Below are 25,331 nucleotides of genomic sequence, written 5' to 3'. Positions count from 1 at the left end.
CCTCCCCTCCCCCCCTTATTTCCCGATAGATTTGGTTGTCACTCCTTTTTCATAATGCAAGGTATAGATACCCAATGCACGAAATACCCGATACCATAAACCCATTTGCACACCTGTGGAGAGCATTTTACTCACGTTGGTTTTTGCCGTTTTAAACTGTGACGACGTTAATTGATCTCCATATAAGTCGCGGACAATTGCATCGACGTGAAAATGCAGATCCGGTCCTTGACGCATCAAAATCAATATGGCATTCTGAATCGAGTAATCTTGGAATTCTTTTAGTAAAGGTAAAGTTCCGGGTTTTCTAACAATGGTCAGTTTGGGAATGTCGGAAATGTCCGGTTCTTTTTTGACAAGAGCGGTAGAATCAACTAGTTGAGAAGCTGTCTGTTCGGAATGCTCAATTCCGGAGTGCTCAATTTCATCTTGACTATTCAAGAGCACAGCTGTACTTGAGGATGAATCAGATATGCGTCTTTGAGGTTGATACATTTGCTCTTCTAGGGCGTACCCTGATATTAGAGCTTCTAGAGTAACGATCTGCTTGCGGACTAATGATAGACGACGTTCTAACTCAACTACTTCTAAGACGTAGCGATCGCGCTCTGCTTCGAGTAAACTCAGAATCTCAGACAACTCAGACATAGAACTACTATTCAGTGAAAGGAACAAATCGGTGGAATCTAAGGAAATTTTTGTCAAAGCTCATATTCGTGTGATTAAGCAAAAAGTGTATCGTTTTGTATGTAAATCATGCAATCTCGTGGTTGAACGCACTTGCTTTCCATCACAGCCGTTGTATTGCGATCGCTGTCGTCCTCCCAAACTAAAAGTCCAAAAACCCCCCTCCAAGTCAATCAAATCCAAGAAGAAACCCAAAACAAAAGAATCCGTGTATACCAGTCGGTAATCAAAAAGAAGGGGAAAGGGGAAATAAGAAAGAATAAATATTTCTCCCCCTGCTCAAGAACGCTCAAGAAAACTCCCCCTTGTCCCCCCATCCCCCCATCCCCCACTCCCCCCCTTGTCCTCCCATCTTATTGCCTAAAAATAGCGCTGTAACAAACCAATTATCACCTCTGGTAATTCTAAATGTGGCAGGACTCCGGAAGATGCGATCGCTTGAAAATCTCGAATTGCACTCGTATTTAAACTTGCCAACCTTCGTCCTAATTTAACGCTGGTAAATTGTGCTTTTTCACCCCAAAACATGACAGTCGGAATGCTCAATTGCTTAATATACAAACTTAAGTCAAAATAAAGGTCGCCGCGCAAAAATGCCAATGCAGCAAATTTAGCATTGAATTGTTGTGCTGAAGTTAAATAAGCCTGTACCATTTCTTCGGATACTCGTTCGGCTTTAGCAAACAAGAAGTTTTGTAAAAAATTGCGGACTGCTATTTCATTTTCTGCCCCAAGGGCATATATTAAATTATCCAAGAGGGGCGTATTGAGTAACCCAATAGGAAGTCTACGTCCAGCACCTTGCCCAAAGTCATCAAATCCAGACGGACAGACGAGAAACAGTGCTTTAAATAATTCAGGTTGTTGAATGGCAAGACGAACAGTCAAAGCAGCTGTCAGAGAAGATGCGATCGCCGTTACAGGAGTGTTACAAGTTTGAGTGATAAATTGAGCGATCGTATTTAAATAATCGCTTATTTGATAATCTCGCACTGGATGAGCAGAATCACCCCAACCAATTAAATCTGGTGCCAATATCCGGTAATTGGCGGCAAAAGCAGGGTAAACTTTAGACCATTCATAAGCAGATGCTCCACCACCAAAGTTATGCAAAAACAGTAGCGGGGGTAACTCAATGTCAGCCATTAACCAAGGTGCAGTGGTTTGGGTATAGTAAACCATTCCTCCCAAGGAAGTATTGACGACTTGATGCCCAAAACCAGGAGGTTGAAATCGAAGCATAATGCACTATTCTGATAAATTTATATTTGCAATGATTTATAGTCAAAAAATATCTAATTTTATCTTTTATTCACCCATTTCTTCTAATATCTGGTCGAGAAAATCTTCAATCATACTCTGATTTTTAGACCGCAGAACAGCCGGACCGCAGAGAAACTCTTTAATAGTCATCTTTGCTGAGTGAAAGTCTTTGACATAATCCCGAATTTCGGATATTATCTCAATTTGAGATTCGATTTGTAATGAGATTTCATCAATGGGGTCAAATCCTTTTTTCTTGACTTTCTTGCATTCCGAAACCATTGCCCCTTCTGGAGTTTTTTTAAAGCTGCGAAGTTCTTTTTTTAAGGTTTCGTATTGAGTTTGGAGAAATTCATTTTGCTGTTCTAAGCGAATACATTTTCTCGTTAAATCATCTTCACTGTTGCTATCAATAACTTCTCCTACCTCATGTTTTTTTTCAATTTCCAAAAGTCGGGCTAAATCTCCTTCTTGGTAAGCTTTGTTAATTTCTTTCATTATCTCCGTATGACGCATTTGCGTCTCGCTGTCGGTAGCTTTATCCGGGTGAAAGATTTCGGCTAACCGCAAAAAGTATGAACGAATCTTTTTTGATTCGTCAGTTCTAGCAGCGGAGGGTGATTCTAATTCGGGTTGGGGTTGGTATTGTTGCTGACGGTGCCCGTGTGGGATTTCGTTTTCTTGTTCGTTGAATTCAAATAATTCGTCAAATTCTGTATCTTCTTCGTCATCTTTTTCACTGATAATTCCTGCGACCTGAAGATTGTGGTAAATTTGGGCAATTTTGTGCTTGGTTTGTTTGGCAAGTTTTTTCTTAGTTAGGATTTCATTGAAGAGGGTATGAATTTCTTCGTCGATAGCATTTATTTTTTTAACTTTGGGGGTAGTGCGCTGATAAATTTGTGTAGCAAAAGAGCGCATCTGCTCAACAAAGTTATTCACTTCGGTACGTTTTTTCTTAATTTGTGTTAATAGGCGTTGGTGTTGTGTTTCCAGTCCTTCTAGGCGAATATGGACTGTGGAAGGTGCTAGAGTTGTAGCGGTAGGGGATTTGTGTGCTGAGGTTCGACGAGTCATAAAAGCTATGGGATGAGTTAATTTAGGGTGTAAGTTAACTAGATTGGGCTTTTTGTTTTGACTAGTGTAGCAAATATATGTTATTTACTTCGCTGATTCTTTATACCTGATACGCAAATGGTACGAAGGTGGCAGGGGTTAAATTTAATTTGTAGTCTGTTTGAATAAAAAACGCTGTAAATTCATGCTTGTGTGTAAAACCTTTCCGAAGACTAGAAAAGGTTATTAAGTAGAACATAAAACATGAGATAAAAGTATGCAAGTACAACTTAGATATTGAAAAAAAGGGAAATAATTAAAGAATGCATTCATCTGCATCACAATATTAAGGTGTTCGTGCATTTTAAGCAAGTTGTGTAGAGGAGACAAAAAAGTGCAAATCACTAAACGTAATGTCGAGTTAAGAGTTGATGACAGTTTAATGCGCGTTTATCTAGCAGCACCGTCTTCCCCAGGAGTTTACCCAGGGATTATATTTTACAGTGATATTTATCAGTTAGGCGGTGCAATGATTCGTCTAGCTAACTATTTAGCAGGATATGGCTATGTGGTAGCAGCACCAGAAATTTTTCATCGAACTGAACCGGTTGGTTTGGTTATTGAACCAGATGATATTGGTCGGATGCGGGGTAATGATAATGCTCGTCGTACTGCGATCGCTCATTATGATGCCGATTGCCGTGCTGTGATAGAATTTCTCAAGGCAGAAGGTTCAGTTTCTCCTGGGAAGATAGGCACTCTCGGCTTTTGTATTGGTGGACATTTAGCTTTTCGGGCAGCCTTTGAAAGCGAAATTAAGGCAGCAGCCTGCTGTTATCCTACAGGTATTCCCAGTGGTAAACTGGGTAAAGGGATAGCTGATACAATCAAGCGGGTAAGCGAAATCAAAGGGGAAATGCTAATGGTGTTCGGTACTCTTGACCCGCATATCCCAGACTCAGACCGGCAAACTTTAATTAAAGCACTTGAGAATGCTGGTATACCTCACGAAGTTTTCTTGTATGAAGCCGAACATACTTTCATGCGGGATGACGGTTATCGCTACGATTCTGCTGCGACTACCTCTGCTTGGTCGGAAATAATAGCTTTCTTTGAGCGGATGTTTGCGGTTTGAAGAAAAAGCAAGTTTTCAGCTTATTTTACTCGTAGTAAGCACTTTAGTGCTTATCTTAAGCACTAAAGTGCTTACTACTTTTACATTCCTTAGTCCTGGCTTTTTCATTGCCCAGACATCTGCTTAAATTGCTGGTATTGTTTGTCTTTGGATTCAACGTATTTATTTACGGTTTTTTTAGTAGCTATAGCGTTTTCATAATCTTCACCACCAGAGGAAATTATACGCGATCGCACGCGCTTGCGAATGTCTGAGACAATTTTGCCGTTTATCAGCCGAGTCTTTGACCAATCTAAAATCGGTGCGGGATATTCACCTTTGTTGATGTAGGCTCCATCGAGAATTTCGCTTAAGCTGTAACCATCTAGTTCTCTCAGCCAATAATTGAGAAAGCGACCATTTGCATCTTTTTCGGGAATGTTTTTGTTGGGATTATAAATGCGGAAAGTGTCACTTAAAGGATTGGTGATTCCAGCTTGCATCTGCCATTGCCAATTGTTAATTGCTAAATCACCATCCACCAGATAATTCATGTAGTGACGTGCGCCGTGATGCCAAGATATACCACAATTAATTGTTAAGAATGTAGCACACATTGCTCGCATCCGAAAGTTCATCCAGCCCATTATTTGCAATTGCCGCATACTCGCATCAAGGAGGGGGAAACCAGTTAATCCTTGCTGCCAAGCTTGAAATAACTCTTGTTGTTGTGGAGTTAATTCATTCGCTGTATAATACTCATCAAACTCAGGATAACGATTGGTGTGTGCTATTTCGGGATGAAAGTACAACCGTTGAGTAAAACTATCGTGCCAACGCAAGCGATCGCGAAACGCTTTTAAAGAAAATTCAGCTTTCGGCTCGTTGAAAAGTTCGGCTGCTCGTGCTTTAGTACGTTGATAGACATTTCTCACGCTGATAGTACCAAATGCCAGATGAGGTGAAAGGTGAGACGTTGACCCAGCTTGAGCTAACCACGGTTGTGAAAGCTTCCAATGATAACCGTGGAATCTCCGCTGCAAAAATGAATCTAAAGTGGTCAAAGCTTGCTTTTCTCCACCTTTAAAGTAAACTCGCTCTGTTTCCCAAAAAGCGCTGTATTTTTGCTTAAGTTGTTTTATGGTGATTTGTGGTAACTTAAGCGAACGCTTTGGGGTATTTATCTGGGTTGGAGTTGGGTGTGGTGATTGTCTAATATAAGTGTAATATTCATCAAACCACTGGTCGCGGTGTTCGTCGTCGATTTGCACAAAGTTATTTAGACCGATGTGACAATCGAGATTAAGTTGTTGGTAAAGTGTTGCGATCGCGCGATCGCGTTCAATACCATACTCAACTTGCACATCTCGATTGAAATAAAGCTTCGGTTTCTCTGGCTCCTCCATCAGTTGTCTTGTCAACTGCTGTAAAATCTCTAGAGAATTCCCTTCAAATAAATACAGCCGACTACCCAAAGAACGTAAATTGCGGTCTAGATTTTCTAAAGACTCAAACAAAAACCTCACACGTGCTTTACCTAACTCAGGTTGCTGATAAAACCAGGGGTCAATGATAAAGCACGGTAACACTTCTGCATTGTTAGCAGTCGAATTCGCTACACTTTCGTTGTCATTTAGCCGCAAGTCTCGTCGAAACCAAAGAATGTGCATACATATGTACTAAAATATTATTTATATTTTGACATTTTTCCTTCATCTGTCGTGCCAACGATAATAAAGATAAAGCATTAGGAGGAAAAAGCGTGGGTGCGATACTGGTAGCAGGTGCAACGGGTGGTGTCGGTAAGCGTGTAGTGCGACGACTGCTGGAAAAAGGTGATAAAGTGCAATGTCTCGTCCGAGATATCGACAAAGCACGGTCTATTTTGGGTAATGATGTTGACTTAATTGTTGCGGATATTACTAAACCAGAAACTTTGACTTCCCTGGTGATGAGTAATATCGAAGCTGTCGTGTGTTGTACAGCCGTGCGAGTCCAGCCAGTTGAGGGAGACACAGCAGATAGAGCCAAATACAATCAAGGCATCAAATTTTACATGCCGGAAATAGTTGGTGATACTCCCGAAAACGTGGAATATCAAGGTGTGAAAAACTTGGTACAAGCTGCGGGGAAACATCTGCAAAAATCCCGCGAAAAGATGATATTTGATTTCACAAATATATCAGAGGAGTTAAAGAATACTTGGGGTGCATTGGATGATGTTGTGATGGGTGGGGTGAGTGCAAGTAACATGCAATTTGTGGAAAACACAGCTTTATTTACTGGCAATGTTTCCACCGCAAATTCTGGGGGATTTGCTTCTGTGAGAACTACAAATTTCACTCCACCCTTTAATTTATCTGGTTACGAAGGTATAGAGTTGCGCGTTAGAGGTGACGGTAAACGTTACAAAATATTTCTGCGGACAGAAGCCGTATGGGATGGTATTGGTTATGGTTATTCTTTCGATACTGTCGCAAACACTTGGATAGATATTCGCATTCCTTTTGCCGATTTGATTCCAGTATTTCGGGCAAAAAGTGTCAAAGACTGTCCGTCAATTGAGAAGAGCAAAATCTGTTCATTTCAATTGATGTTAAGTAAGTTTGAATACGATGGTGCTTTAAATCCTAAGTTCTCCGATGGTGGTTTTTCTTTGCAGTTGGAAGTAATTAAAGCCTATGGTGGGGAAACTTTACCACAATTTGTTCTTGTGAGTTCAGCGGGTGTAACTCGTCCTGGAAGACCGGGAATTAATTTAGAAGAAGAACCACCAGCAGTCAGATTAAATGACCAATTAGGTGGAATTCTGACTTGGAAGTTAAAGGGAGAAGATAGTTTAAGGGAAAGTGGAATTCCTTACACAATTATTAGACCTTGTGCGTTAACTGAAGAAGCTGGAGGAAAAGAATTAATTTTTGAGCAAGGTGATAATATCAGAGGAAAAATCAGCCGTGAGGATGTAGCTGAACTTTGCGTGCGATCGCTACAACTTTCAAAGGCATGTAATGTCACCTTTGAAGTAAAACAGAAGGAAAATAACGCTAATTCTATCGATTGGCAGAGGTTATTTTCTGACTTACAAGCAGATAAATAATCAACAGTAGGGGTGGGTTTCCCCACCCGTTATGAGGTATGAATAAAATCTGGGCGCTTGGTGTCGCCGTGTTTATGGTAATTATTATTTGGAGCGGTTTTTTGTCCTACCCTGCCTTATCGCAGCAAATAGAATCCCGTCTTTATAGTTTGGAAGCGGATGTTAATCGTGTGGAGTCGCGGTTAAATCAAATAGAGTCTGTGCTGAATCAAAACCGTTCCTCATCGTCAAGATTACCAGTTCAATTACCACAGCCACAACGTAACAACAGACGGAATCTATCACAACAAGACCCGATGTTTGATAGACTAGCAACTTTAGTAGTTGAATTGAAGCAACAAGTCAATAAATTAGAGTCGCGAGTTGCTAAGTTGGAGTCACGCTGATAGGAAATTAACATGACAACAAATATCAATCAAGCAGCAACTTATGAAGGTGGATGTCATTGCGGTGCAGTGCGCTTTCGGGTGTTAGTTGATAATTACAAAGTCGATGATTGCAATTGTTCTATTTGTCGGAAGAAGGGCTTTTTACATTTAATTGTGCCGCAAGATAAATTCACTTTACTGCAAGGGAAAGATTTGTTGAGCAACTACAAATTCAATACAGGAGTTGCTGAACATAAATTTTGCTCTGTTTGTGGAATTCACTCTTTCTATATTCCGCGCAGTCACCCTGAGTGTATTGATGTGAATGTGCGATGTCTTGATGGTGATGTGATGTCAAACTTTGAAATTGTCCCTTTTGATGGAGCGAATTGGGAAGATAATATTCACAAGTTGATTAATTAACATAGCGATCGCTTTTTATATCATGTCCGGTTAATTAACACTAATAAAAACATCCTAACCAACCAACGCTCAGAGACGTTCCGCCGGAACGTCTCTACAATATATGTAATATACCTGTTATGATATTAAACGTCATCATTCGTGTTCTGAACACGAAACGTCAGGCTTTTATCTCGGAACTTCAGGTTCTGAACACGAAACGTCAGGCTTTTATCTCGGAACTTCAGGTTCTGAACACGAAACGTCAGGCTTTTATCTCGGAACTTCAGGTTCTGAACACGAAACGTCAGGCTTTTATCTCGGAACGTGAAAAAATAAGTGCGATCGCTACTCTAATTTGAGATTATTGAGAGATTACACTTGACAAAAAGCAAGTAAAGTGTATATAATTCATCATCCCAGCGTCAGCACTCAATAAGGGAAAATCTGCTACCAATCGCTTTGTCTGCAACCAGCGTATACCTAAGAGGATGTCTTGCAATTCATCTCCTCCCAATGCTGGAATTGCAAACTCTTGTTCATCTAAAAGCACGCTTCCTTGATAAAGATTAAATCGTGCCTCACCTCTTGCCGTTCGCATCTCTTCTTTTTGACTTTCACGCAACCACCCCAAACTAAAAGCATCTTGGTTGTCAATCGCCAGCCAACCAGTAAATCCTGTATCTAGAAGCGCCTGGACTGGAATTATATCACCATCCGCAGAAATTAAACCGATTTCAAAAATTAACTCACCCTGGCTGTTAAATTCTCCAGAAATCATATTTTCCCGCAGGCTCCAGTCTCATTAATTCGCATCATCAGACGCATAGTATCACCAAATTGCTCGCGAGCTTTCTGCCTAGTAACATTTTCATCTGGATCAATAAAATAATCTCCGCTTTCTGGCTCAATTACAATAAACCAGTCGTAATGGTCTTTGATCAATTCTGGTTTAACTTTGTCAAAAATCATCCGACAACGCTGATAAAATAATTCATCTTCAGTTTGACGTCGTGCTTTCTCTTCGGGTGATAGTTGGTTTTCTGGGAATACTCGTCCTCGACGTGGTATGCGATTAGAAGATAGTGTCATGTTTTTTACTCGCTTTGACAAACAAGTAATTTGTTTATGAATTGATTTTATCTAAGACGAGTGCATAAAAAAAAGCGATCGCACGGAGAAATCCCCATGCGATCGCAGCTATTATTTAATTAACTACAACAATTAAGCTGCAACAGGTTCTAACAACTTGATATTCGAGAAGATAAATTCTTGAGTTGAAAGCTGCCCTTCTGTAGTCGTGCGAATTTCGCGACGATTGAGGATGAAATAGTTATCAACCTTTTCATACTCGTCTGTAAATTCGCTTCTACCACCTCTTTGTTCATCCGTTTTCGGGTCGTGATATACAGAGTCATAAGTGTGGGATAAATAGCCTTCACCAGTATCGTGACTGCTTCCCGTATTAATCGTGACAAAAGTACCATGAATTAGACGGTGAACGAAGCACACTTCATTATTGCGGACTTTGTATCCATCGCCCTGAGACTTACCACCGAGGATAATCTCCACAGCACCAGTTTCGTCAGTGTTACCATAGCTGAAGGTATTCGTGCTGTGGGTTTGTTCAAAGCTACGACGGACGCGGTGAATTGCTATTTCCCAAGCTTGACCGTGAATAATTTTCTGTGCTTGCTCATCTTCGACATCAAGCACTTCTGCCTTGAGATCGGCGCTAATGCGAATTTTACCACTAATTACCTTATCATCTTCCTTAAAGGTGATATCTGCGGTGTAACCGGGAAAATTTTTATCCCAAGTGTAGCGGTTTTCATAAGCAGCCCGGAAAAATTCTTGGGCAGAAATTTGTGTAACAGTCATTTAATGTCCTATCCCTACTAGTTATCTTAACGTTTTACATGCGCTGGTATTAGCATAGAAGTAATTATGGAGCCTTGCCTAGTCCCCAACTGGGTACACTTATGCCTAATTTTCTTCATAGCATATTTCATGCGATCGCCAGCGCCCAAAACGAGCAAGAACTAAATAATGCCATCATGGAAACAGTTGGCGAACATTTTGGTGTGCAACGTTGGGGTATTCATCTGCTTGATGACCACACATCAAAGGATGGTATTCAAGATATCCCGGATGTGTGTATGGAAAGCAACCCTATCGGACGCTACGTCGTCGAGCGTCATGCACCCACACACGAACAATTAATATTATCCCCAACCAGCTGGAAGCAACTTTGCCCCCGTCAAGACCACGAACACGTCATGACCGGTCCAATTATTTGTGATGGTCGTCTGATTGGAACCTTAAACCTTGCCCGTTTTAGCGGAAATCCTGCCTTTGACGCCAACGATTTAGCCGACTTGAGCGCTTTGTGCTTGCATTTGTCAGCAAAACTGGCAACTTTACGCACCAAATCAGTAACATTTAATTCTCAATTAGCAAGTAAACTGACACCACGAGAGTTAGAAATAGCTGAATTAGTAGCACAGGGTTTAACTAATGGCGAAATTGGTACAAAACTTTGGATTAGCCAAAATTCAGTCAAGCAAGCTTTGAAGCGGATGTTTCGCAAGTTGGAAGTTTCCGCACGTGCGGAGATGGTAGCGAAGTTGCAGGATGTGCTGAATTGATAACCATAGCAAAACTGCTCTGTATGAGCATACAGCAGATTGCGTTGTTATTAAATACACGTAGAGACGTTCCGCCGGAACGTCTTCTAAATGTTTGAAGTTATTCTAAGTGTTTGACTGTAATCCCTGTAAGTTCATGTAATTGATTTGCAACAGATACCCGATGGCATTTTGCACTTTGTAATTCTGCACATAGTAAAAGAACAGTTTCTTTTTGTGCAATTTCAGAAATTTCCAATAATGCCAATGTTGCTTCTTCTTGATTAGGAGGAATCCAATTTTTATTACCAGATGTGTTACCTAATGCAGTATGAGAAACATACTTGATATTTATGGAATTACAAAGTTTCTCAATTGCTGTTCCATACCACTTTCGACTCCAAGCGCGAGGCGAAAAACGCACATCAACAACACAGTTGACATTAAACATTTCTAGCCACTTTAAAAACTCGTCGTAATCCTTACGATTTCCATACCCAAATGTTAAAATTAATGACTGTATATTTTCAGCTTTATAATTCATTGTTGCAGTTTTAAAATAAACTTAATTGTTCTAATTGTACTATTTGCGGGTAGAATAATCCAATAATCATAAACGAATTTCTATGATTTTTTAAATTACCAACTATAAAGTGTAAATCTTTATCTGTAATAAAACCCTCTAACTTTTGTTTGACTTTCTCTAAAGATTCTTGTTCTTTTGCTACTAAATTACTTGCTTGAGAATTATCCCTACAGTTTCTATATAACTGCATAATTTCCCAATCACTTATAGAGTACTTATGCTTCTCTCCTGCCTCATCAGTAAACTCATATCCAAATTGGTAAGGAATTTTCTCTAAATCAATCGATTCTTCAAACAAATCAAGTTGGTCTAACACCGCTTGTTGTTTAGGTTGCCATTCGCGTTCGGTCGGCTTACAGTAATATTTTTTTATACTTTGGGGTTTAATTATTCCTAGTGATTTATTTTCCTCTTTTATCTGTTTAATTGAATCAAATTTAAGCGGTAATAGTAGCGACTTTCTTTCCTGCCAATTGTTCGAGGTATCAATTTTTCTAATAATTTCTATGGTTGAATGATTAGCTCGAAAGCTTTCCAGCCTAGAATCTTTTTCATCTTTGCTTATTTCAGCCCTTATAATAGACCATCTAGGATAGCGCTTATCGTAATCCATGTACCTAAAAGGGATAGGATATATCCGAATCCATTGCTGTGGCTTTTCATCATCGCTTAGTAAAATTCCTGCTGTACAAACTGTCTCTCTATATCTAGTGCTAATTGATGGATAAGTTTTAGTGGCAATCAAAACTTTTCTAGTTTGCATGTATTTTGATTTTAAGCGAGAGTTATTTTGATTATAAAATAGCTTACACGAGGACTTTGGGGCTATGAGCCTTATATTAAAATTTAAGAGGGGTAATGCAACTGCTGCAAAATATCAGTTTTACCCAACTTCAATAAATAAAGTTGAATATTTAGGCATAAATTAGGTTTATCCGCCACAAATCGTCGTTTCAGGCATTAAGCGTTGTCCATTAACCTAGTTTTTTCGTATCTATGCATAAGTCGGTAAAATTTTAATTGGAAAAAATAAAACGGGCTTACGCACGCATAATAATTTTTTGTAACATTTTTAGCTTGCCAACTACCACTAGATTCTGGTAAATTGACCAAGTTGAAGCTAAAGTATTAGTCTTCAAATCTCAAGGCTAATCTTCAGGTGTTGCAGCAACTACTAAACAAAAGTAAAAGCTTTTTTTGAGTTATCGGGTGATGTCACGCTAGCCAGTGCTACATCCGAGTTGTTCAGTTCCTTAAAAAATCGGATACATGAAACAAACGCAATTGTGGTCTGTTGTCGTGTCAACAACAGTTTTGGGGCTACCGTCAGTTGGTCGTGCTGCAACAACCAACGAAAATTCTACCACTCCGGACGAGGCAGCTTCTAGTGATGCGGTGAATGTGAAAAAGCCGCAATCGATCAGGGAAAAACTTATTTCCCGTGAGATGGTTACTCAAATTCATCCTCATAACTTAGCAGGTCGTCAGGCGACAACGCTGTATATTCGTAATATTCCGTTTCTCACCTTTGTTAGTCAAGCCGATATCAGCAACTCAGATGAAAGAGCGAGTGCGATCGCGACTAAAATCAATCAATTAATCACAGACAAAGTTGATGCTAGCCAAATTACAGTCAGTTGGAAAGCCGCAAGCTATATCATCAAAGTTAATGGCAAAGAACTGGTAGAAATCGATGGTGACACAACACGTCTACCAGATACAACCAATAACCTCTCACAAGATGCGTTGCAAGCCACCAATCGCTTGCGGAGACTAATTGATGTCGCTTATGCCTTAAACCAGATTGATAATATCCCCCTTCCACCCCAGGAACCGATTAAACAGCCACAACAGGTGAAAAAGCCACCACAACAAAATACTGGTGGGGAAGTACAAGCCACCTCTAAAGGTATGGCTTCATATTACAGCTATGAAGGTGGTAATCGGACTGCAACTGGTGAGAGATTTAATCCCCAAGGATTGACCGCAGCTCATCGCAGCTTGCCTTTTGGTACACGAGTTCGTGTCACCAACACTGGCAATGGTCGTTCTGTAGTCGTGCGAATTAATGACCGGGGTCCATTTATTCGTGGTCGAGTAATTGACCTTTCTTTGGGTGCGGCAAAAGAATTAGGAATGATTAGCAGTGGTGTTGCCGCAGTGAAAATAGAAATTTTGAGTAATTAATAATAACCAATTGTAGAGACGTTCCGGCGGAACGTCTCTACTTTACCAAATCCGCCACCACCAGGGGTTTCAATCACAAAAACATCCCCAGGTTCCATTTCTACTGTTGCTGTGCTATCTAAACTCTCTTGGCTTCCATTCTGACGTAGTATCCAGTTACGTCCTACTAATCCGGCTTCTCCACCATTTAAGCCAAAGGGAGGAACAAATCGATGTCCGGAGAGAATATTAGCTGTCATCGGTTCGAGAAACTTGATACGGCGAATCACTCCATTACCGCCTGAATATTTTCCTTTACCGCCGCTATCAGGACGAAGACTAAAACTTTCTAAAAGTACAGGATAGCGGGTTTCTAAGACTTCTGGATCGGTGAGGCGAGAGTTTGTCATGTGAGTTTGGACACCATCAGTTCCATCAAAATCAATTCCAGCGCCCGAACCGCCGCAAATGGTTTCATAATATTGATAGCGATCGCTTCCAAATGTAAAATTATTCATCGTTCCCGCAGATGCAGCCATCACCCCCAAAGCACCATATAAAGCATCAACAATAGTTTGCGAAGTCTCCACATTACCCGCAACTACTGCTGCTGGATAAGTTGGATTCAGCATACAGCCAGAAGGGATGATAATTTCTAGAGGATTCAGACACCCGGCATTGAGGGGAATATTATCATCAACCAAAGTCCGGAAGACATATAAAACTGCTGCTTGAGTTACAGCTTTGGGAGCGTTGAAGTTACTATTTAGCTGCTTTGAAGTCCCGGTAAAATCAATTGTAGCGCTGCGATTTTTTCGACTTATAGTTACTTTAACTTGAATTTGCGCCCCGCTATCCATCTCATAGGTAAATTCGCCATCTTTTAAAACATCAATTGCTCGTCTAACTGCTTCCTCTGCATTATCTTGCACAAATTTCATGTAAGTTTGAACTGTTTCAAGCCCATATTGATAAATTATTTTCCGCAGTTCTTGAACTCCTCTTTCATTAGCGGCAATTTGTGCTTTGAAATCAGCTATATTTTGGTCTGGGTTACGAGCCGGATAAATATGATTTGAAAGATGATGCCGTACTAATGTTTCTTGAAAATTACCCTCTTCAACTAAGAGAAAATTATCAAATAAAATTCCTTCTTCTTCTACTGTGGTACTGTGGGGAGGCATTGAACCGGGAGTAATTCCACCGATATCTGCTTGGTGTCCGCGAGAAGCAACGTAGAAGAGGGGAGTGGGCAATAGGGAGTAGGGAGTGGGGGAAGAAGGGAAGACGGCGGTAATTGCAGTTACATCAGGAAGATGCGTTCCTCCGTTGTAGGGATTATTTGATAGATAGACATTTCCTGGTTTTAAAGTGTCGCCTTTATCGTTAATTAAACTGCGAACACTTTCACTCATTGAGCCTAAATGTACAGGAATATGGGGGGCATTAGCTACTAATAATCCAGAAGCGTCAAAAATAGCGCAGGAGAAATCTAAGCGTTCTTTGATATTTACAGATGCTGCCGTGTTTTGCAGAACAATCCCCATTTGTTCGGCGATAAATTGATAGAGGTTTTTGAATATTTCTAAGCGAACTGGGTCGGGTTGAGATGTTATGTGCATTTTTAACTCCTGAAAAAATCGTAGTAAGCACTTCAGTGCTTAAATAAAGCGCTGAAGCGCTTACTACTGCGATCGCGAAATGTGCAAAATTTCGCCTGTTGTAGAAAATCCGGCACGGGTGTAAATTCGCACTTCTTCTTCATGTGCTGCCATGAGAAACGCCACCGTAACACCTGCGTCGAAAGCTTCTCGCACCAGTCGAGTTGTCAAGGCTCCTGCTATCCCCCGTCTCCGAAAAGCAACACGCACACCGATACCAGCGACTTCTGTTGTCTGATTTCCCGGCACGGTACACACTCCAGCCCCCGCTGGTTCCCCTGTTGCCGCTACACGAGCAAGTACGGCGATTCCACCGACTGCTAAACTATTACGAAGACGTTGACCATCTTCAGGGCTTGGTGCACACTCTCCGTAAGCCTCGTTTTGCACTGTAACTGTAGCAAGCATCTGGGCATCGGAAACTGGTACGATTAATTCGATGTCTGGGGGGACGGGAAGCGATCGCTCTAAACCAAGAGTGCAAGTCATAAGCGGTAAGCGTCCCTCAACGGTGAAACCAGCAGCTACCAGTGCTTCTTCCACAGCAGGTGCGAGTGTTGCAACGTACTCCAAACGCGGCTTTCGTCCGCGACTTTCATAGGCAGCGATTAGTGCCTTGACATCGCTGAGTGACGGTGTAGCTGCGTCGTCGGGGATGGCATAGTTAAGAAAGGGATTGACGCTATGGGGGTTGAAGGTAGCGAGGAATGGTCCGATTTGCTCTGTGTCACGTTGCTGGCTTGCCGCAAAGCGCAAATATGACTGAATGCGAGAGTCCATAAATAGCCTTTTTATTGTGAAACTGTGTTGAGGTTAGTATACATCTCCAGAAAACAATGTAGAGACGCGAAATTTCGCGTCTCTACAAGGGTTTTGGGCAACGCATAGTTCATTTTTGGAGATGTCTAGTGTAACGAGGGTGAGTATTTTTGAGCACACAGTTTTTGAAGATTTCTAAGCGAACTGGGTCAGGTTGAGATGTTGTATACATTTTTAATTTAACTCCTGAAAAAATCGTAGTCAGCGCTTAAGCGCTTTATTGAAGCACACACGAGTGCTGACTACGAGCTTTTCAAAATTAGTAGACTGTAGTAGAGGTTGAACAATGAAACTTAATATTCATGGTTTTGTTGGGTTGCACATAGATCCGGTAAAAAGCTGAGTCAGACATCGCTGATTTCGTTGACGCTAGGAAACCCAACATTTTTTTATTATGGCTTCAGACTGTCGCTCAAATTGCACCACAAATAGCACCACTTCTTGCTCATCACCCCACAATTCGCATTTAACCCCATAAATTGCCGAAAAGTAGCTTCCTTTGGTAAAATTCAGTCAAACAATTAATAGCTCTATTATGACTCTGGAGAGAGAATAATAATTATGAAGCCCTGACGACTGGAAGTCGCGGCTACACAAACGCTCGTCCGCCTACTTTGGACTAACCTGAAAATAGGGTTTCAAATTTAATCTGGCGAGAGTAATAAAAGAGCGTTAATGGCACTATTAAAAATCTGACATCTAACAATGGTATATTCTCAAGTCGAGTGGCAACCCCAACAAATTCACACAGACTTATTAACTCGTGTGGTGGTATTACCCACATCGTTGACCTGGCATCAGACAACCTTCCCCGGAATTTGGTTTGGTTGCTTTGAGTCCGACCATGAACTTCAAGATCATCCAGTAACAATGCTGACTCGAATTGATCCGGGTAGCTTTTTCCCGTTGCATGGTCATCCTGGTGGAGAAGAAATGTTGGTACTCCAAGGGAACTTTGCAGACGAAACAGGAGTGTATCCACCAGGATCTTATCAGCTTAATCCGGAAGGCTTTATCCACCATCCCTATAGTGATGAAGGCTGTCTGTGCTTTGTTAAATTACGACAACATGGTGGAAAAACTCGTGACCAAGTAAGTACGAATATTTACGAGTCACCCTGGCAATCAGGTATTATCCCCCAAATTGAGGTAAAACCCCTTTATCAGCAAATGGGTTATCCAGAAAAAGTCTGGGTTGAGCGCTGGCAACCGGGCACTAAATTATCGAATGTGGTAGAAACTGAGGTTAAAGAAATTTTTGTCATCGAAGGAACTTGGAGTGATGAATTAGGAAATTATCCAACTAGCAGTTGGCTACGATATCCACCCAATTGCCCGTATAGCCCAAGTTCAGAGACTGGTTGTCTTGTCTATGTTAAGACCTATCCCACCTATACAACGAGATTTGTCGTTGGGGAAGAGTTTCGGCATCCCTTTGAAACAACCGCATAGAGAAGATTCCAAGGCAAAATATAGGAACAGCAAACATTAGACCTCTTGCATAAATATTTTTTTTCTCACGCAAAGGCGCAAAGGCGCAAAGAAGATAATGAAAATAAGGACTTTTGCAAGAGGTCTATTGAGAAGGTAGCGATGGAAATTGCACAATACATCACCGTAGATATCGCCATCCACCACGGCACCCCCGTCATTACCGGCACCCGTGTTCCTATTTCTATCATCATCGGTTCCCTAGCTGGTGGCATGAGCAAAGAAGAAGTTATGCAAGAATATGAACTAACCAAAACCCAAGTCGAAGCTGCTCTTAGCTACGCCACCGATCTGGTCAAACAAACCACAGTCACCACCTTGGGAGCCTAAGCCTTGAATTTCCTCGTCGATGAAAATATGCCCCGCTCCCTCGCACCCAAAATCGCCGCTCTCGGATTCACCGTACAAGACGTGCGCGATATCGGCTTACGTGGGCATCCTGATAGTGAAGTCATGGAAGCTGCCTAGCTGCGGATGCTATTATCATCACCCGCGACAGAGGACCCTAAACAGTAGTACCCCAAGCGTAGCTGAGAGTTGAATTATGAAGTCAATGAAAATGATTTAAAGACGTTCTAAAATTAGATGATTGCGTTCAGTTAATCTCGCTTTCCATAACGGTTCAACTACAATTGTGCTAATTTTTTCGACAATAATCGCAGGTCCACTAATACTATCTTCTGGCTGTAAATCTTCTCGTCGATAAACGGGTGTATCATGCCATTTTTCAGCGCTAAACATGCTTACTGTCTCAACAGATGTGGGTATTTCATCTAGAGGACGCTTCCGAGTAATTAAGGGTTCTTCAGGAGTATCCATCTTCTGAATTACTTCTACTGAAATCGATTCAATAATTAAGCTTTTCTCTAATTGAATAAAACCATAACGTGATTTATGCTCAACTTCAAACTCCTCCCGCATTCTCACCACATCCAAATCAAAATTTACAGCCAAAATGGAATTAGTGCCCTCATACTTCAAATTAACCTTTCTAACTAACTCCTCTTCATAAACTCCGCGTACCTCTGCGTAATTCTGCGTTTCAAACTCTTCCCTCCCTTGAACTTCCAAACTCTCCATTAACTTCTGTAATAGCGGAATTAATGCTTGGGTTAAAGGCTGTTCTACTCCTGCTTCTCTAATCGATCGCACATCAGCTAAACCCATTCCATAAGCAGAGAGAACTCCAGCATAAGGATGCAAAAATATCTTTTTCATCCCCAAAGTATCAGCAATTAAACAAGCAACTTGCGCTCCTGCACCACCAAAACAACAAAGTACATATTGAGTGACATCATAACCTCTTTGGAGACTGATTTTTTTAACTGCATTCGCCATATTTTCGACAGCGATCGCTATAAATCCCGCTGCTACTTGTTCGGGTGTCCGAGCATTTTTTGTCACAGCTTCAATCTCTTGGGCTAATTCTGTAAATTTCTCAATGACAATATCTTTATCTAAAGGCAAATTACCATCAATTCCAAAAACAGAAGGAAAATATTGCGGGTGAATTTTGCCTAACATTACATTAGCATCTGTTACTGCTAAAGCTCCACCACGTCGATAACAAGCAGGTCCAGGATTTGAACCAGCGGATTCGGGTCCCACCCGATAACTAGAATTATCAAAAAATAAAATTGAACCCCCACCAGCCGCAATTGTATTAATTGCTAATACGGGAACTCGCATTCTCGCTCCAGCAATTTCTGAATTAAATTGTCGTTCATACTCTCCTTTATAGTGAGCAACATCTGTACTTGTTCCACCCATATCAAAGGTAATTATTGACTCGAATCCCGCTCTTTTGCTAGTTTGAACTGCACCGACAATTCCCCCAGCCGGACCGCTCAAAATACTATCTTTCCCTTGAAATTGTTGTGCATCAGTTAAGCCTCCATCAGATTTCATAAACATTAATCTAACTGGGGAGTGGGGAGTGGGGAGTAGGGAGTAGTTATCCCCATTCCCCGTTCTCAACTGACTAGCTACTTGGTTGACGTAGCGACGCAGAATCGGGGTTAAATAAGCATCTACGACTGTTGTATCTCCTCGGCTGACCAATTTCATTAAAGGACTAACTTGATGGGATACGGATATCTGCGAAAATCCGATTTCTTGCGCGAGTTGGGCAACTTGTTGTTCGTGTTTCGGATAGCGATCGCTATGCATGAAAACTATGGCACAACTGCGAATTCCTGTATTATAAATCGTTTGTAAGTCGTTTTTTACTTGTTCTATATTTACAGGCTTTAATTCCTCACCATGAGCATCATATCGTTCATCAACTTCAATTACTTGCTCATAAAGCATCGTTGGTAAAATGATATGACGGGCAAAGATGTGAGGACGGTTTTGGTAGCCTATTCGTAAGGCATCTTTAAAGCCTTTGGTAATCAGAAGAACTAAGCGATCGCCTTTTCTTTCTAACAGTGCATTTGTGGCAACTGTCGTGCCCATTTTTACTACTTCTATCGCTTCTGTGGGAATAGGTTCGTTACCTGAAAGACCGATGATATCGCGAATGCCTTGAATTGCGGCATCTTGATATTGTTCGGGATTTTCTGAAAGTAATTTATAAACTATCACCCATTGTTGGTTAGGTAGGGGAACGATTAGAAAGCGTTCGGGATGTGTTGATAGTCTGTCTATAATTGCCTGATTATTCGTAACAGCGACAATATCTGTGAATGTACCACCGCGATCGGCAAAAAATTTTAACATTGCTCTATTTCCTCGTCTTTGGCTGATATTTATCTATATCATCTTTTAATTAACTTTATTTTCAGCAAATTGCTTTGCAATGTTTAAGAAGCGTAAGAGCAAGCCGTTATTATTAATTTTTTAAACAAGTTATAGCACAATACCGTTGGTGTTAAGCCCCAAATCCTCGTAGAGACGTAGCATTGCTACGTCTCTACAATCTGTATTGCATACAAGTGCAAACCGCTATAACAATTGTCGATACTCAATTTTTCGGCTGCCAAATAAACTGCCCCTGCTTATTGATATAATTAGCCTTACCGTCAAGATATACTAATGCTAATTCATTAGTGAATGCGAGTGCTAAATCAAATCGGGGCGGAATAATCATTTTTCCTGTTGTGTCGATATACCCGTACTTATTATCAACTTTCACAGCAGCCAGCCCTAGAGAAAATTTTGTTACTTTATCAAACTTAGGAGCAATTACAACCTGACCTTTCAAGTTGATAAAGCCCCATTTTTCACCTATTTTAACTACTGCTAGTTTATCGCTAAATTCCCAGGCATCATCAAACTGCGGCTGAATTAGAAGTTTACCCGACGCATTAATATAGCCGTATTTTTCTTTAATCTTGACGGCTGCTAAACCTTCAAAAAAACCTAAGGTTTCATCAAATTGTGGCTGGATAACGATGTTGCCGTTAGAGTTTATATAGCCCCATTTGTCATTAATTTCAACTGCTGCTAGTCCTTCGTTGAAGTGCAAGGCTCTATCGAACTGCGGTTTAATAACTACTTTACCGCTAAAGTCAATATAGCCCCACTTTTCATCAATTTTAACTGCTGCTAACCCATTCTGAAAAGCCAAAGCCTCATCAAACTGTGGTTTAATAACTAATTTCCCGTTTGAGTTAATATAACCGTATTTGTAATCAATTACTACCAACGCTAGTTTATTTGAAAACGAAAAAGATAACCGATATTGCGGAGGAATTATCTGTTTTCCTGTTGTGTCGATATAGCCGTATTTGTCATCAATTTTTATATGTGCCCTATCATCACTAAAGCTCCAAGCTAAATCAAACTGCGGCTCAATGACTATTTTTCCACTTTGGTCAATAAAGCCATATTTGCCATTTTTGATAATCCGAAATAGTTGATTTGACACTTGCTTCTGCTTCTGAGTGAGACTTAACGCACTGGTTTGCTGCTGGTAACTAGCAGTTGTTCCAAATAAAATAGTTAGGCAGACAATAAAGGAAATAGCTTTATTCACAAGACAGCCTCATGCTTTATGCGGTAGTTAAGTGCTTTTAATATGATGCAGCAAGATTTGGAGATAGTTTAATTAAGCAAGGGCGATCGCACGTTTAGCACCTCCACGCATTTTATACGCAATTATCCTCTGAGGATTTATAGCATCATAACCTGCCGACCTTCCGTTAATTTTGTCCTAATTTTGTTATTACCAGACTTTACGGTTATTTATATGTAATCATTAAAGACAGTATTTCTTCTGATACAGCAAATTTAAGGTAAATGAGGCACATGCGTAAAACCCGCTCACCCGCTCTGAGACTACCAAGTGCTACGTCTCTACGTGTATTTAATCACAACGCAATCTGCTGTAAGTAGCTGTAAGTGGCAAAGTGGCTACCAAGTCACCGAAAATTTCAGTACTCAATGGTGTCTACATAAACTCCTCCCATGAACAGTGGAACTCCAGTCAACAAAATCTTGATTTTGGCAGCAAGTCCTCTAGACAGGAACAGAGTGCGTTTAGACGAGGAGTTGCGTGACATCGAGGAAGGTTTACAAAGAGTACAGATAACCTTATTTTTGCTTTAACTGCTTGTGAAGGTCATCTTCCGTATTGCAGAGCTTGGTTAAATTCAAAGCGAGCTAATGCTGTTGTAAGTCGTTTTTCTTCTCTCATGTCAAGGCTTGAGGAGTGCAAAATACAATCTGACACTGCGCTTATTGAACAGATTATCAAACCAGAGCTTTCAAACGAGCAAGCAACTAAACGAAATGTAACTCCAAATAATGGCACAAAGACATCAATACCCACTAACTTCATGCCACTTGTTTTAATAGCTATGGGTGCGCTTGTATTGCTTGGTACCCTTGGTACTTTGTTGGGGATTTACTTTTCTAATGAAGCAAGAAATAGAATTCCTCTGCCTTCTTTGTCTCCTTCTTTCCAACCTAAACTTTCTGACACTTTGGGTGAAATACAGTTGAGAGCAGTCGTGCGATCGCACTATTGACCCCAAACGCGATCGCACTTATCGGAACTTATTTTTTCGGATACACCGAAAAACGAAAACACGCTCTAGTCCCTAGTCCCTATTCTCCACCTTCTCCGTTCCTGGAAGACTAGGGACTTCGGAAGTCTTTTGCTGAGTGATACCAATCATCCCTAAAAGAATAGCACTTACTACAGCTAAAGCTAGCAAAGGACGCTTAAGGACGATAAAATCTCGTATAATCCTAGCTAAAGGAGTGCTTTGACGACGTAACGACGATGAGATTATCATCTGTCTCAAGATAAAGGGATCGCGGACGTAGTGACCGCTTTGAGAAACTACTAGGCGTTCCTGGCAATACGGACAGGTAAATAAGCCAATGCATGTCTTAACTGGCTTTGGCGTTGCATTTCTCCGGCAAATTGGGCAAGTAACATAATGATTATCAAAGGTGTGTGTATTCATCTACCTTGTCCGCTTAGTCCACTTACTCGCTCTACATATAACAATAACTATATTCAATTCCCGAACACCTCGTAAATTACTGAGTGTGGTTTGACGATCGCATAGTAAATATTTGTACGAAAGTCCGGATACTTGTTTTACTAAGTAAACGTCACCTCAAAAAGGGGTCGGAAATAAAAATTGCGATCGCACTAGATGCTGGTCATTCCAAAAGTGAATTCCGTATCTTAATTTATGGTGGACTGTACTAAGCATGGCTTAAGTTCCCAAGTTGTGAGCGACAACTGCTGAAAACTTTTGGCTGCAACACAAGTATAGCTACATTTGGCGTAGTTATCACTCTTAGTTGCTCTTATGCGTGGGTGTGCGTGTGTGAGCTTACAGATACTATATTTTCGCTCTTCTGAGAATAGAGTCTGCGCTCAAAAAGCACTTTCTTGCTCACCATTAACCATTAATTCTCTCCCATTTAACCATTATCCCGATAAAAGTATGAACAAGTGGCAAGTTTTTACGAAAGCTTTGTAAAGCAAGCAAAAAAGCTAAATACTTAACACACAAACTCTTTACTTGTCTAGATGCTAAATCATGCTTCACAATAAGAATTAACACATAAAAATTTAAACTTTTTCTTACATTTACCCCGCCGATCAATGACTCTCCTGCCTCGCGCTGAACTTAGGAAGGTAACGGAACAACCTGCCTTTCCTACTTTTTCCGTACGCTTAACTCGCTTGGTTAATCGTTTTCAACCATCTCCAGAAACTGTTGTGCTTTTTTTAGCGGTGCTAATTGGTGGCGGCACGGGTATGGGTGTCGTCACGTTTCACTATTTGATTGAGCTAATTCACCGCTTGATGCTAGAAAATTTCATGGGCGCGATCGCTCATTGGGGTGCTTGGACTTTAGCCTGTGTCCCGATTCTTGGCGGCTTAATTGTCGGTTTGATGCGCTGGCGCACTCAAGATTTTGGACCTGGGCTTTCGACCCTCATCGCCTCCCAAGGAACAGAAGTCACGCGACAATTACGACCAGTAACCAAGATGTTAGCAGCTTCTGTTTCTTTAGGAAGCGGTGCTTCCCTCGGACCCGAAGGACCGAGTGTAGAAGTTGGGGCAAATTTGGGGATGTTGATGTCTCAAGTGATGCAAGTATCTCAAGAGCGACAGCGTTTGCTTTTGGGTGCTGGGGCTGCGGCTGGTTTGGCTGCGGGCTTCAATGCGCCGATCGCTGGTGTATTTTTTGCTTTAGAGGTGGTATTGGGTGCGACATCTTTCGCTAGTTCTGCCGTCAGTGTGGTGCTGTTAGCAGCGGTGGTAGCGGGGTTGGTTGCTCAAATTGGTTTGGGAACACAACCCGCTTTTGCCTTACCTGTTTATCAAGTCATCAGTCCGCTGGAATTACCGCTTTATCTGGGCTTGGGTTTAGGAGCAAGTTTAATTTCTTTGACTTATACCCAGTCAATTGGTTTGGCAAAAGCCTGCTTTGAGGGTAAAGTTCCCGGTTTTGAATTTTTGGGACGCATACCTTTGCCAATTCATCCAATTATTGGTGGTGCAATAGTAGGTATTGTCGCTTTAAAATTGCCCCAAATTTTGGGTATCGGTTATGGAACTATCGAAGCGATGCTTCAAGATGTGAAGTTTTCGCTTTCACTGTTGGTTGTACTGCTAATAGTCAAGCTGCTGATGACAGCAATTAGTGCTGGTAGTGGTTTTGTTGGTGGTGTGTTTGCCCCAGCAATGTTTTTAGGTGCTTCTTTTGGAGCAGCTTACGCCAAAATTTTGGCTTTGCTTATTCCCGGAATCGCCGCACAAATGGCAGCTCCCCCAGCTTACGCGATGGTGGGAATGGCGGCGGTTTTGGCGGCATCGGTCAGGGCGCCGTTAACATCAATTTTATTATTGTTTGAATTAACGCGAGACTATCGGATTGTTTTACCGTTGATGGCAGCGGTGGGTTTGAGTTTTTGGCTGGTGGAGCGGATGAAGCCAACTTTTAACTCCAACTCAAATTTACAGCAAATCGGTCTTGCGGAATTGAAAGATGAAAAAGTAGAAATTCTCTCTTCAATTTTTGTCGAAGATGCTATGCTTTCATGTCCCAAAAAGCTGCCGGCAACCATGAAGGTGTTAGAGGCAGCTTTGGAAATGACACGCGATCGCCATATGAGTGCTTTAGTAATTGATGAGGCAGAGCGATTAGTGGGTATCCTTTCTTTAGAAAATATTAACAGCGCCCTTTCTGTTTGGGAATATCCAAATTTCCAAACAGAAATCCAGGCGCAAATATCCAATCAAAGCCTCATGGAAATTTGTAGTACAGAACTTGTTTATGCTTACTGGAATGAACCCTTATCTGAGGCTTTAGACCGCATGTCTGTTCGAGGTTTACAACAGCTACCCGTGGTAGCACGAGACAACCACGAGCGTATTTTAGGTTTACTACAAAAAGACCAAATTGCTTTAACCTGCAATTTAGCAGTAACACGCAAAGCAATTCACCACTATTTACCAGTAACCCAAAAAACTGGTATAGCTATTCGTCAGTAGTCAACACTCAGCAGTCAACAGTCAG

General features: G+C 41.2%; 24 protein-coding genes and 1 pseudogene. 11 read left to right on the top strand and 14 right to left on the bottom strand.

The annotated features are described in order from the left end of the window. Positions 1 to 15: 15 nt before the first annotated feature. The 3 genes from OGM63_RS07090 to OGM63_RS07080 all read right to left on the bottom strand — a co-directional run bounded on the left by OGM63_RS07090 (position 16) and on the right by OGM63_RS07080 (position 3,027). Positions 16 to 648: a hypothetical protein gene (locus OGM63_RS07090; RefSeq protein WP_263744802.1), complete on the bottom strand. Its 633-nt coding sequence runs from the start codon at positions 646 to 648 to the stop codon at positions 16 to 18. A 399-nt stretch (positions 649 to 1,047) separates the two neighbouring features. Further along, positions 1,048 to 1,929 carry an alpha/beta fold hydrolase gene (locus OGM63_RS07085; protein ID WP_263744801.1) on the bottom strand — a complete coding sequence of 294 codons (882 nt, stop codon included), beginning with the start codon at positions 1,927 to 1,929 and terminating at the stop codon, positions 1,048 to 1,050. Positions 1,930 to 1,995: 66 nt separating this feature from the next. Next, positions 1,996 to 3,027 (bottom strand): J domain-containing protein, encoded by a 1,032-nt coding sequence (locus OGM63_RS07080; protein WP_263744800.1) that lies wholly within the window; start codon positions 3,025 to 3,027, stop codon positions 1,996 to 1,998. A 373-nt stretch (positions 3,028 to 3,400) separates the two neighbouring features. On the opposite strand from OGM63_RS07080, the gene OGM63_RS07075 reads away from it, so the two are divergent. Further along, positions 3,401 to 4,141, top strand: coding sequence for a dienelactone hydrolase family protein (locus OGM63_RS07075; protein ID WP_263744799.1), 741 nt, complete (start codon positions 3,401 to 3,403; stop codon positions 4,139 to 4,141). Positions 4,142 to 4,245: 104 nt separating this feature from the next. Here OGM63_RS07075 and OGM63_RS07070 read toward each other — a convergent pair whose 3' ends face one another. Beyond that, complete coding sequence (locus tag OGM63_RS07070) at positions 4,246 to 5,790, bottom strand: FAD-binding domain-containing protein (protein WP_263744798.1); 1,545 nt, start codon at positions 5,788 to 5,790, stop codon at positions 4,246 to 4,248. A 92-nt stretch (positions 5,791 to 5,882) separates the two neighbouring features. Between OGM63_RS07070 and OGM63_RS07065 the strand changes: the two genes are divergently transcribed. From OGM63_RS07065 to OGM63_RS07055, 3 genes are read left to right on the top strand one after another with little or no spacing between them, the layout of a single operon-like run. Continuing rightward, positions 5,883 to 7,217 (top strand): CIA30 family protein, encoded by a 1,335-nt coding sequence (locus tag OGM63_RS07065; protein ID WP_263744797.1) that lies wholly within the window; start codon positions 5,883 to 5,885, stop codon positions 7,215 to 7,217. 38 nt (positions 7,218 to 7,255) lie between these two features. After that, positions 7,256 to 7,603, top strand: a complete 348-nt coding sequence (locus tag OGM63_RS07060) for a hypothetical protein (protein WP_263744796.1) — start codon at positions 7,256 to 7,258, stop codon at positions 7,601 to 7,603. Between the two features lie 12 nt (positions 7,604 to 7,615). Next, a complete protein-coding gene (locus OGM63_RS07055) occupies positions 7,616 to 8,008 on the top strand; it encodes a GFA family protein (protein ID WP_263744795.1) in 393 nt (130 codons plus the stop codon). A 343-nt stretch (positions 8,009 to 8,351) separates the two neighbouring features. Here the strand turns inward: OGM63_RS07055 and OGM63_RS07050 are convergent, their stop codons facing one another. From OGM63_RS07050 to OGM63_RS07040, 3 genes are all read right to left on the bottom strand, one after another. After that, the gene (locus tag OGM63_RS07050; RefSeq protein ID WP_263744794.1) at positions 8,352 to 8,768 is read right to left on the bottom strand and encodes an aspartyl protease; all 417 of its coding nucleotides are present in this window, start codon (positions 8,766 to 8,768) and stop codon (positions 8,352 to 8,354) included. Beyond that, entirely contained in the window at positions 8,765 to 9,079 is a 315-nt protein-coding gene (locus OGM63_RS07045) for a hypothetical protein (protein WP_263744793.1), read from the bottom strand. Before OGM63_RS07045 ends, OGM63_RS07050 begins: the two co-directional genes overlap by 4 nt. 132 nt (positions 9,080 to 9,211) lie before the next feature. Next, complete coding sequence (locus OGM63_RS07040) at positions 9,212 to 9,868, bottom strand: DUF3386 domain-containing protein (RefSeq protein WP_263744792.1); 657 nt, start codon at positions 9,866 to 9,868, stop codon at positions 9,212 to 9,214. 101 nt (positions 9,869 to 9,969) lie between these two features. On the opposite strand from OGM63_RS07040, the gene OGM63_RS07035 reads away from it, so the two are divergent. Next, positions 9,970 to 10,635 carry a LuxR C-terminal-related transcriptional regulator gene (locus OGM63_RS07035; RefSeq protein WP_263744791.1) on the top strand — a complete coding sequence of 222 codons (666 nt, stop codon included), beginning with the start codon at positions 9,970 to 9,972 and terminating at the stop codon, positions 10,633 to 10,635. A 100-nt stretch (positions 10,636 to 10,735) separates the two neighbouring features. Here the strand turns inward: OGM63_RS07035 and OGM63_RS07030 are convergent, their stop codons facing one another. Further along, positions 10,736 to 11,158, bottom strand: a complete 423-nt coding sequence (locus OGM63_RS07030) for a DUF488 domain-containing protein (protein ID WP_263744790.1) — start codon at positions 11,156 to 11,158, stop codon at positions 10,736 to 10,738. A gap of 10 nt (positions 11,159 to 11,168) precedes the next feature. Continuing rightward, positions 11,169 to 11,963 (bottom strand): DUF8758 domain-containing protein, encoded by a 795-nt coding sequence (locus OGM63_RS07025; protein WP_263744789.1) that lies wholly within the window; start codon positions 11,961 to 11,963, stop codon positions 11,169 to 11,171. A gap of 506 nt (positions 11,964 to 12,469) precedes the next feature. Between OGM63_RS07025 and OGM63_RS07020 the strand changes: the two genes are divergently transcribed. Continuing rightward, positions 12,470 to 13,387, top strand: a complete 918-nt coding sequence (locus OGM63_RS07020) for a septal ring lytic transglycosylase RlpA family protein (protein ID WP_263744788.1) — start codon at positions 12,470 to 12,472, stop codon at positions 13,385 to 13,387. On the opposite strand, the pseudogene OGM63_RS07015 reads toward OGM63_RS07020, so the two are convergent. Continuing rightward, a pseudogene (locus OGM63_RS07015) lies at positions 13,384 to 14,979 on the bottom strand (hydantoinase B/oxoprolinase family protein); the annotation flags it as partial. The gene OGM63_RS07020 and the pseudogene OGM63_RS07015 sit on opposite strands and share 4 nt — an antisense overlap. A 72-nt stretch (positions 14,980 to 15,051) precedes the next feature. Beyond that, positions 15,052 to 15,807, bottom strand: a complete 756-nt coding sequence (locus tag OGM63_RS07010; RefSeq protein ID WP_263744787.1) for a GNAT family N-acetyltransferase — start codon at positions 15,805 to 15,807, stop codon at positions 15,052 to 15,054. A 744-nt stretch (positions 15,808 to 16,551) separates the two neighbouring features. Between OGM63_RS07010 and OGM63_RS07005 the strand changes: the two genes are divergently transcribed. The 3 genes from OGM63_RS07005 to OGM63_RS06995 all read left to right on the top strand — a co-directional run bounded on the left by OGM63_RS07005 (position 16,552) and on the right by OGM63_RS06995 (position 17,805). Next, complete coding sequence (locus tag OGM63_RS07005; RefSeq protein WP_263744786.1) at positions 16,552 to 17,298, top strand: cupin domain-containing protein; 747 nt, start codon at positions 16,552 to 16,554, stop codon at positions 17,296 to 17,298. A gap of 141 nt (positions 17,299 to 17,439) precedes the next feature. Beyond that, positions 17,440 to 17,667 (top strand): DUF433 domain-containing protein, encoded by a 228-nt coding sequence (locus OGM63_RS07000; protein ID WP_263744785.1) that lies wholly within the window; start codon positions 17,440 to 17,442, stop codon positions 17,665 to 17,667. 3 nt (positions 17,668 to 17,670) lie between these two features. Next, positions 17,671 to 17,805, top strand: coding sequence for a DUF5615 family PIN-like protein (locus OGM63_RS06995; RefSeq protein ID WP_263744784.1), 135 nt, complete (start codon positions 17,671 to 17,673; stop codon positions 17,803 to 17,805). A gap of 96 nt (positions 17,806 to 17,901) precedes the next feature. Here OGM63_RS06995 and OGM63_RS06990 read toward each other — a convergent pair whose 3' ends face one another. Both OGM63_RS06990 and OGM63_RS06985 read right to left on the bottom strand, forming a co-directional pair. Further along, complete coding sequence (locus OGM63_RS06990; RefSeq protein ID WP_318528418.1) at positions 17,902 to 20,058, bottom strand: hydantoinase/oxoprolinase family protein; 2,157 nt, start codon at positions 20,056 to 20,058, stop codon at positions 17,902 to 17,904. 244 nt (positions 20,059 to 20,302) lie between these two features. Then, positions 20,303 to 21,316: a WG repeat-containing protein gene (locus OGM63_RS06985; protein WP_263744782.1), complete on the bottom strand. Its 1,014-nt coding sequence runs from the start codon at positions 21,314 to 21,316 to the stop codon at positions 20,303 to 20,305. Between the two features lie 802 nt (positions 21,317 to 22,118). Here OGM63_RS06985 and OGM63_RS06980 point away from each other — a divergent pair. Next, positions 22,119 to 22,310, top strand: a complete 192-nt coding sequence (locus OGM63_RS06980) for a hypothetical protein (RefSeq protein ID WP_263744781.1) — start codon at positions 22,119 to 22,121, stop codon at positions 22,308 to 22,310. Positions 22,311 to 22,382: 72 nt separating this feature from the next. Here the strand turns inward: OGM63_RS06980 and OGM63_RS06975 are convergent, their stop codons facing one another. Next, positions 22,383 to 22,754, bottom strand: a complete 372-nt coding sequence (locus OGM63_RS06975) for a hypothetical protein (protein ID WP_263744780.1) — start codon at positions 22,752 to 22,754, stop codon at positions 22,383 to 22,385. A 653-nt stretch (positions 22,755 to 23,407) separates the two neighbouring features. Here OGM63_RS06975 and OGM63_RS06970 point away from each other — a divergent pair. Next, a complete protein-coding gene (locus OGM63_RS06970; RefSeq protein WP_263744779.1) occupies positions 23,408 to 25,306 on the top strand; it encodes a chloride channel protein in 1,899 nt (632 codons plus the stop codon). The last annotated feature ends 25 nt before the right edge of the window (positions 25,307 to 25,331 follow it).

It is taken from the genome of Plectonema radiosum NIES-515 (assembly GCF_025753815.1).
GTDB lineage: Bacteria > Cyanobacteriota > Cyanobacteriia > Cyanobacteriales > Nostocaceae > Hassallia > Hassallia radiosum_A.
The sequence above is the reverse complement of the archived record's forward strand: the minus strand, read 5'-3'. Positions and strand labels throughout refer to the sequence as shown.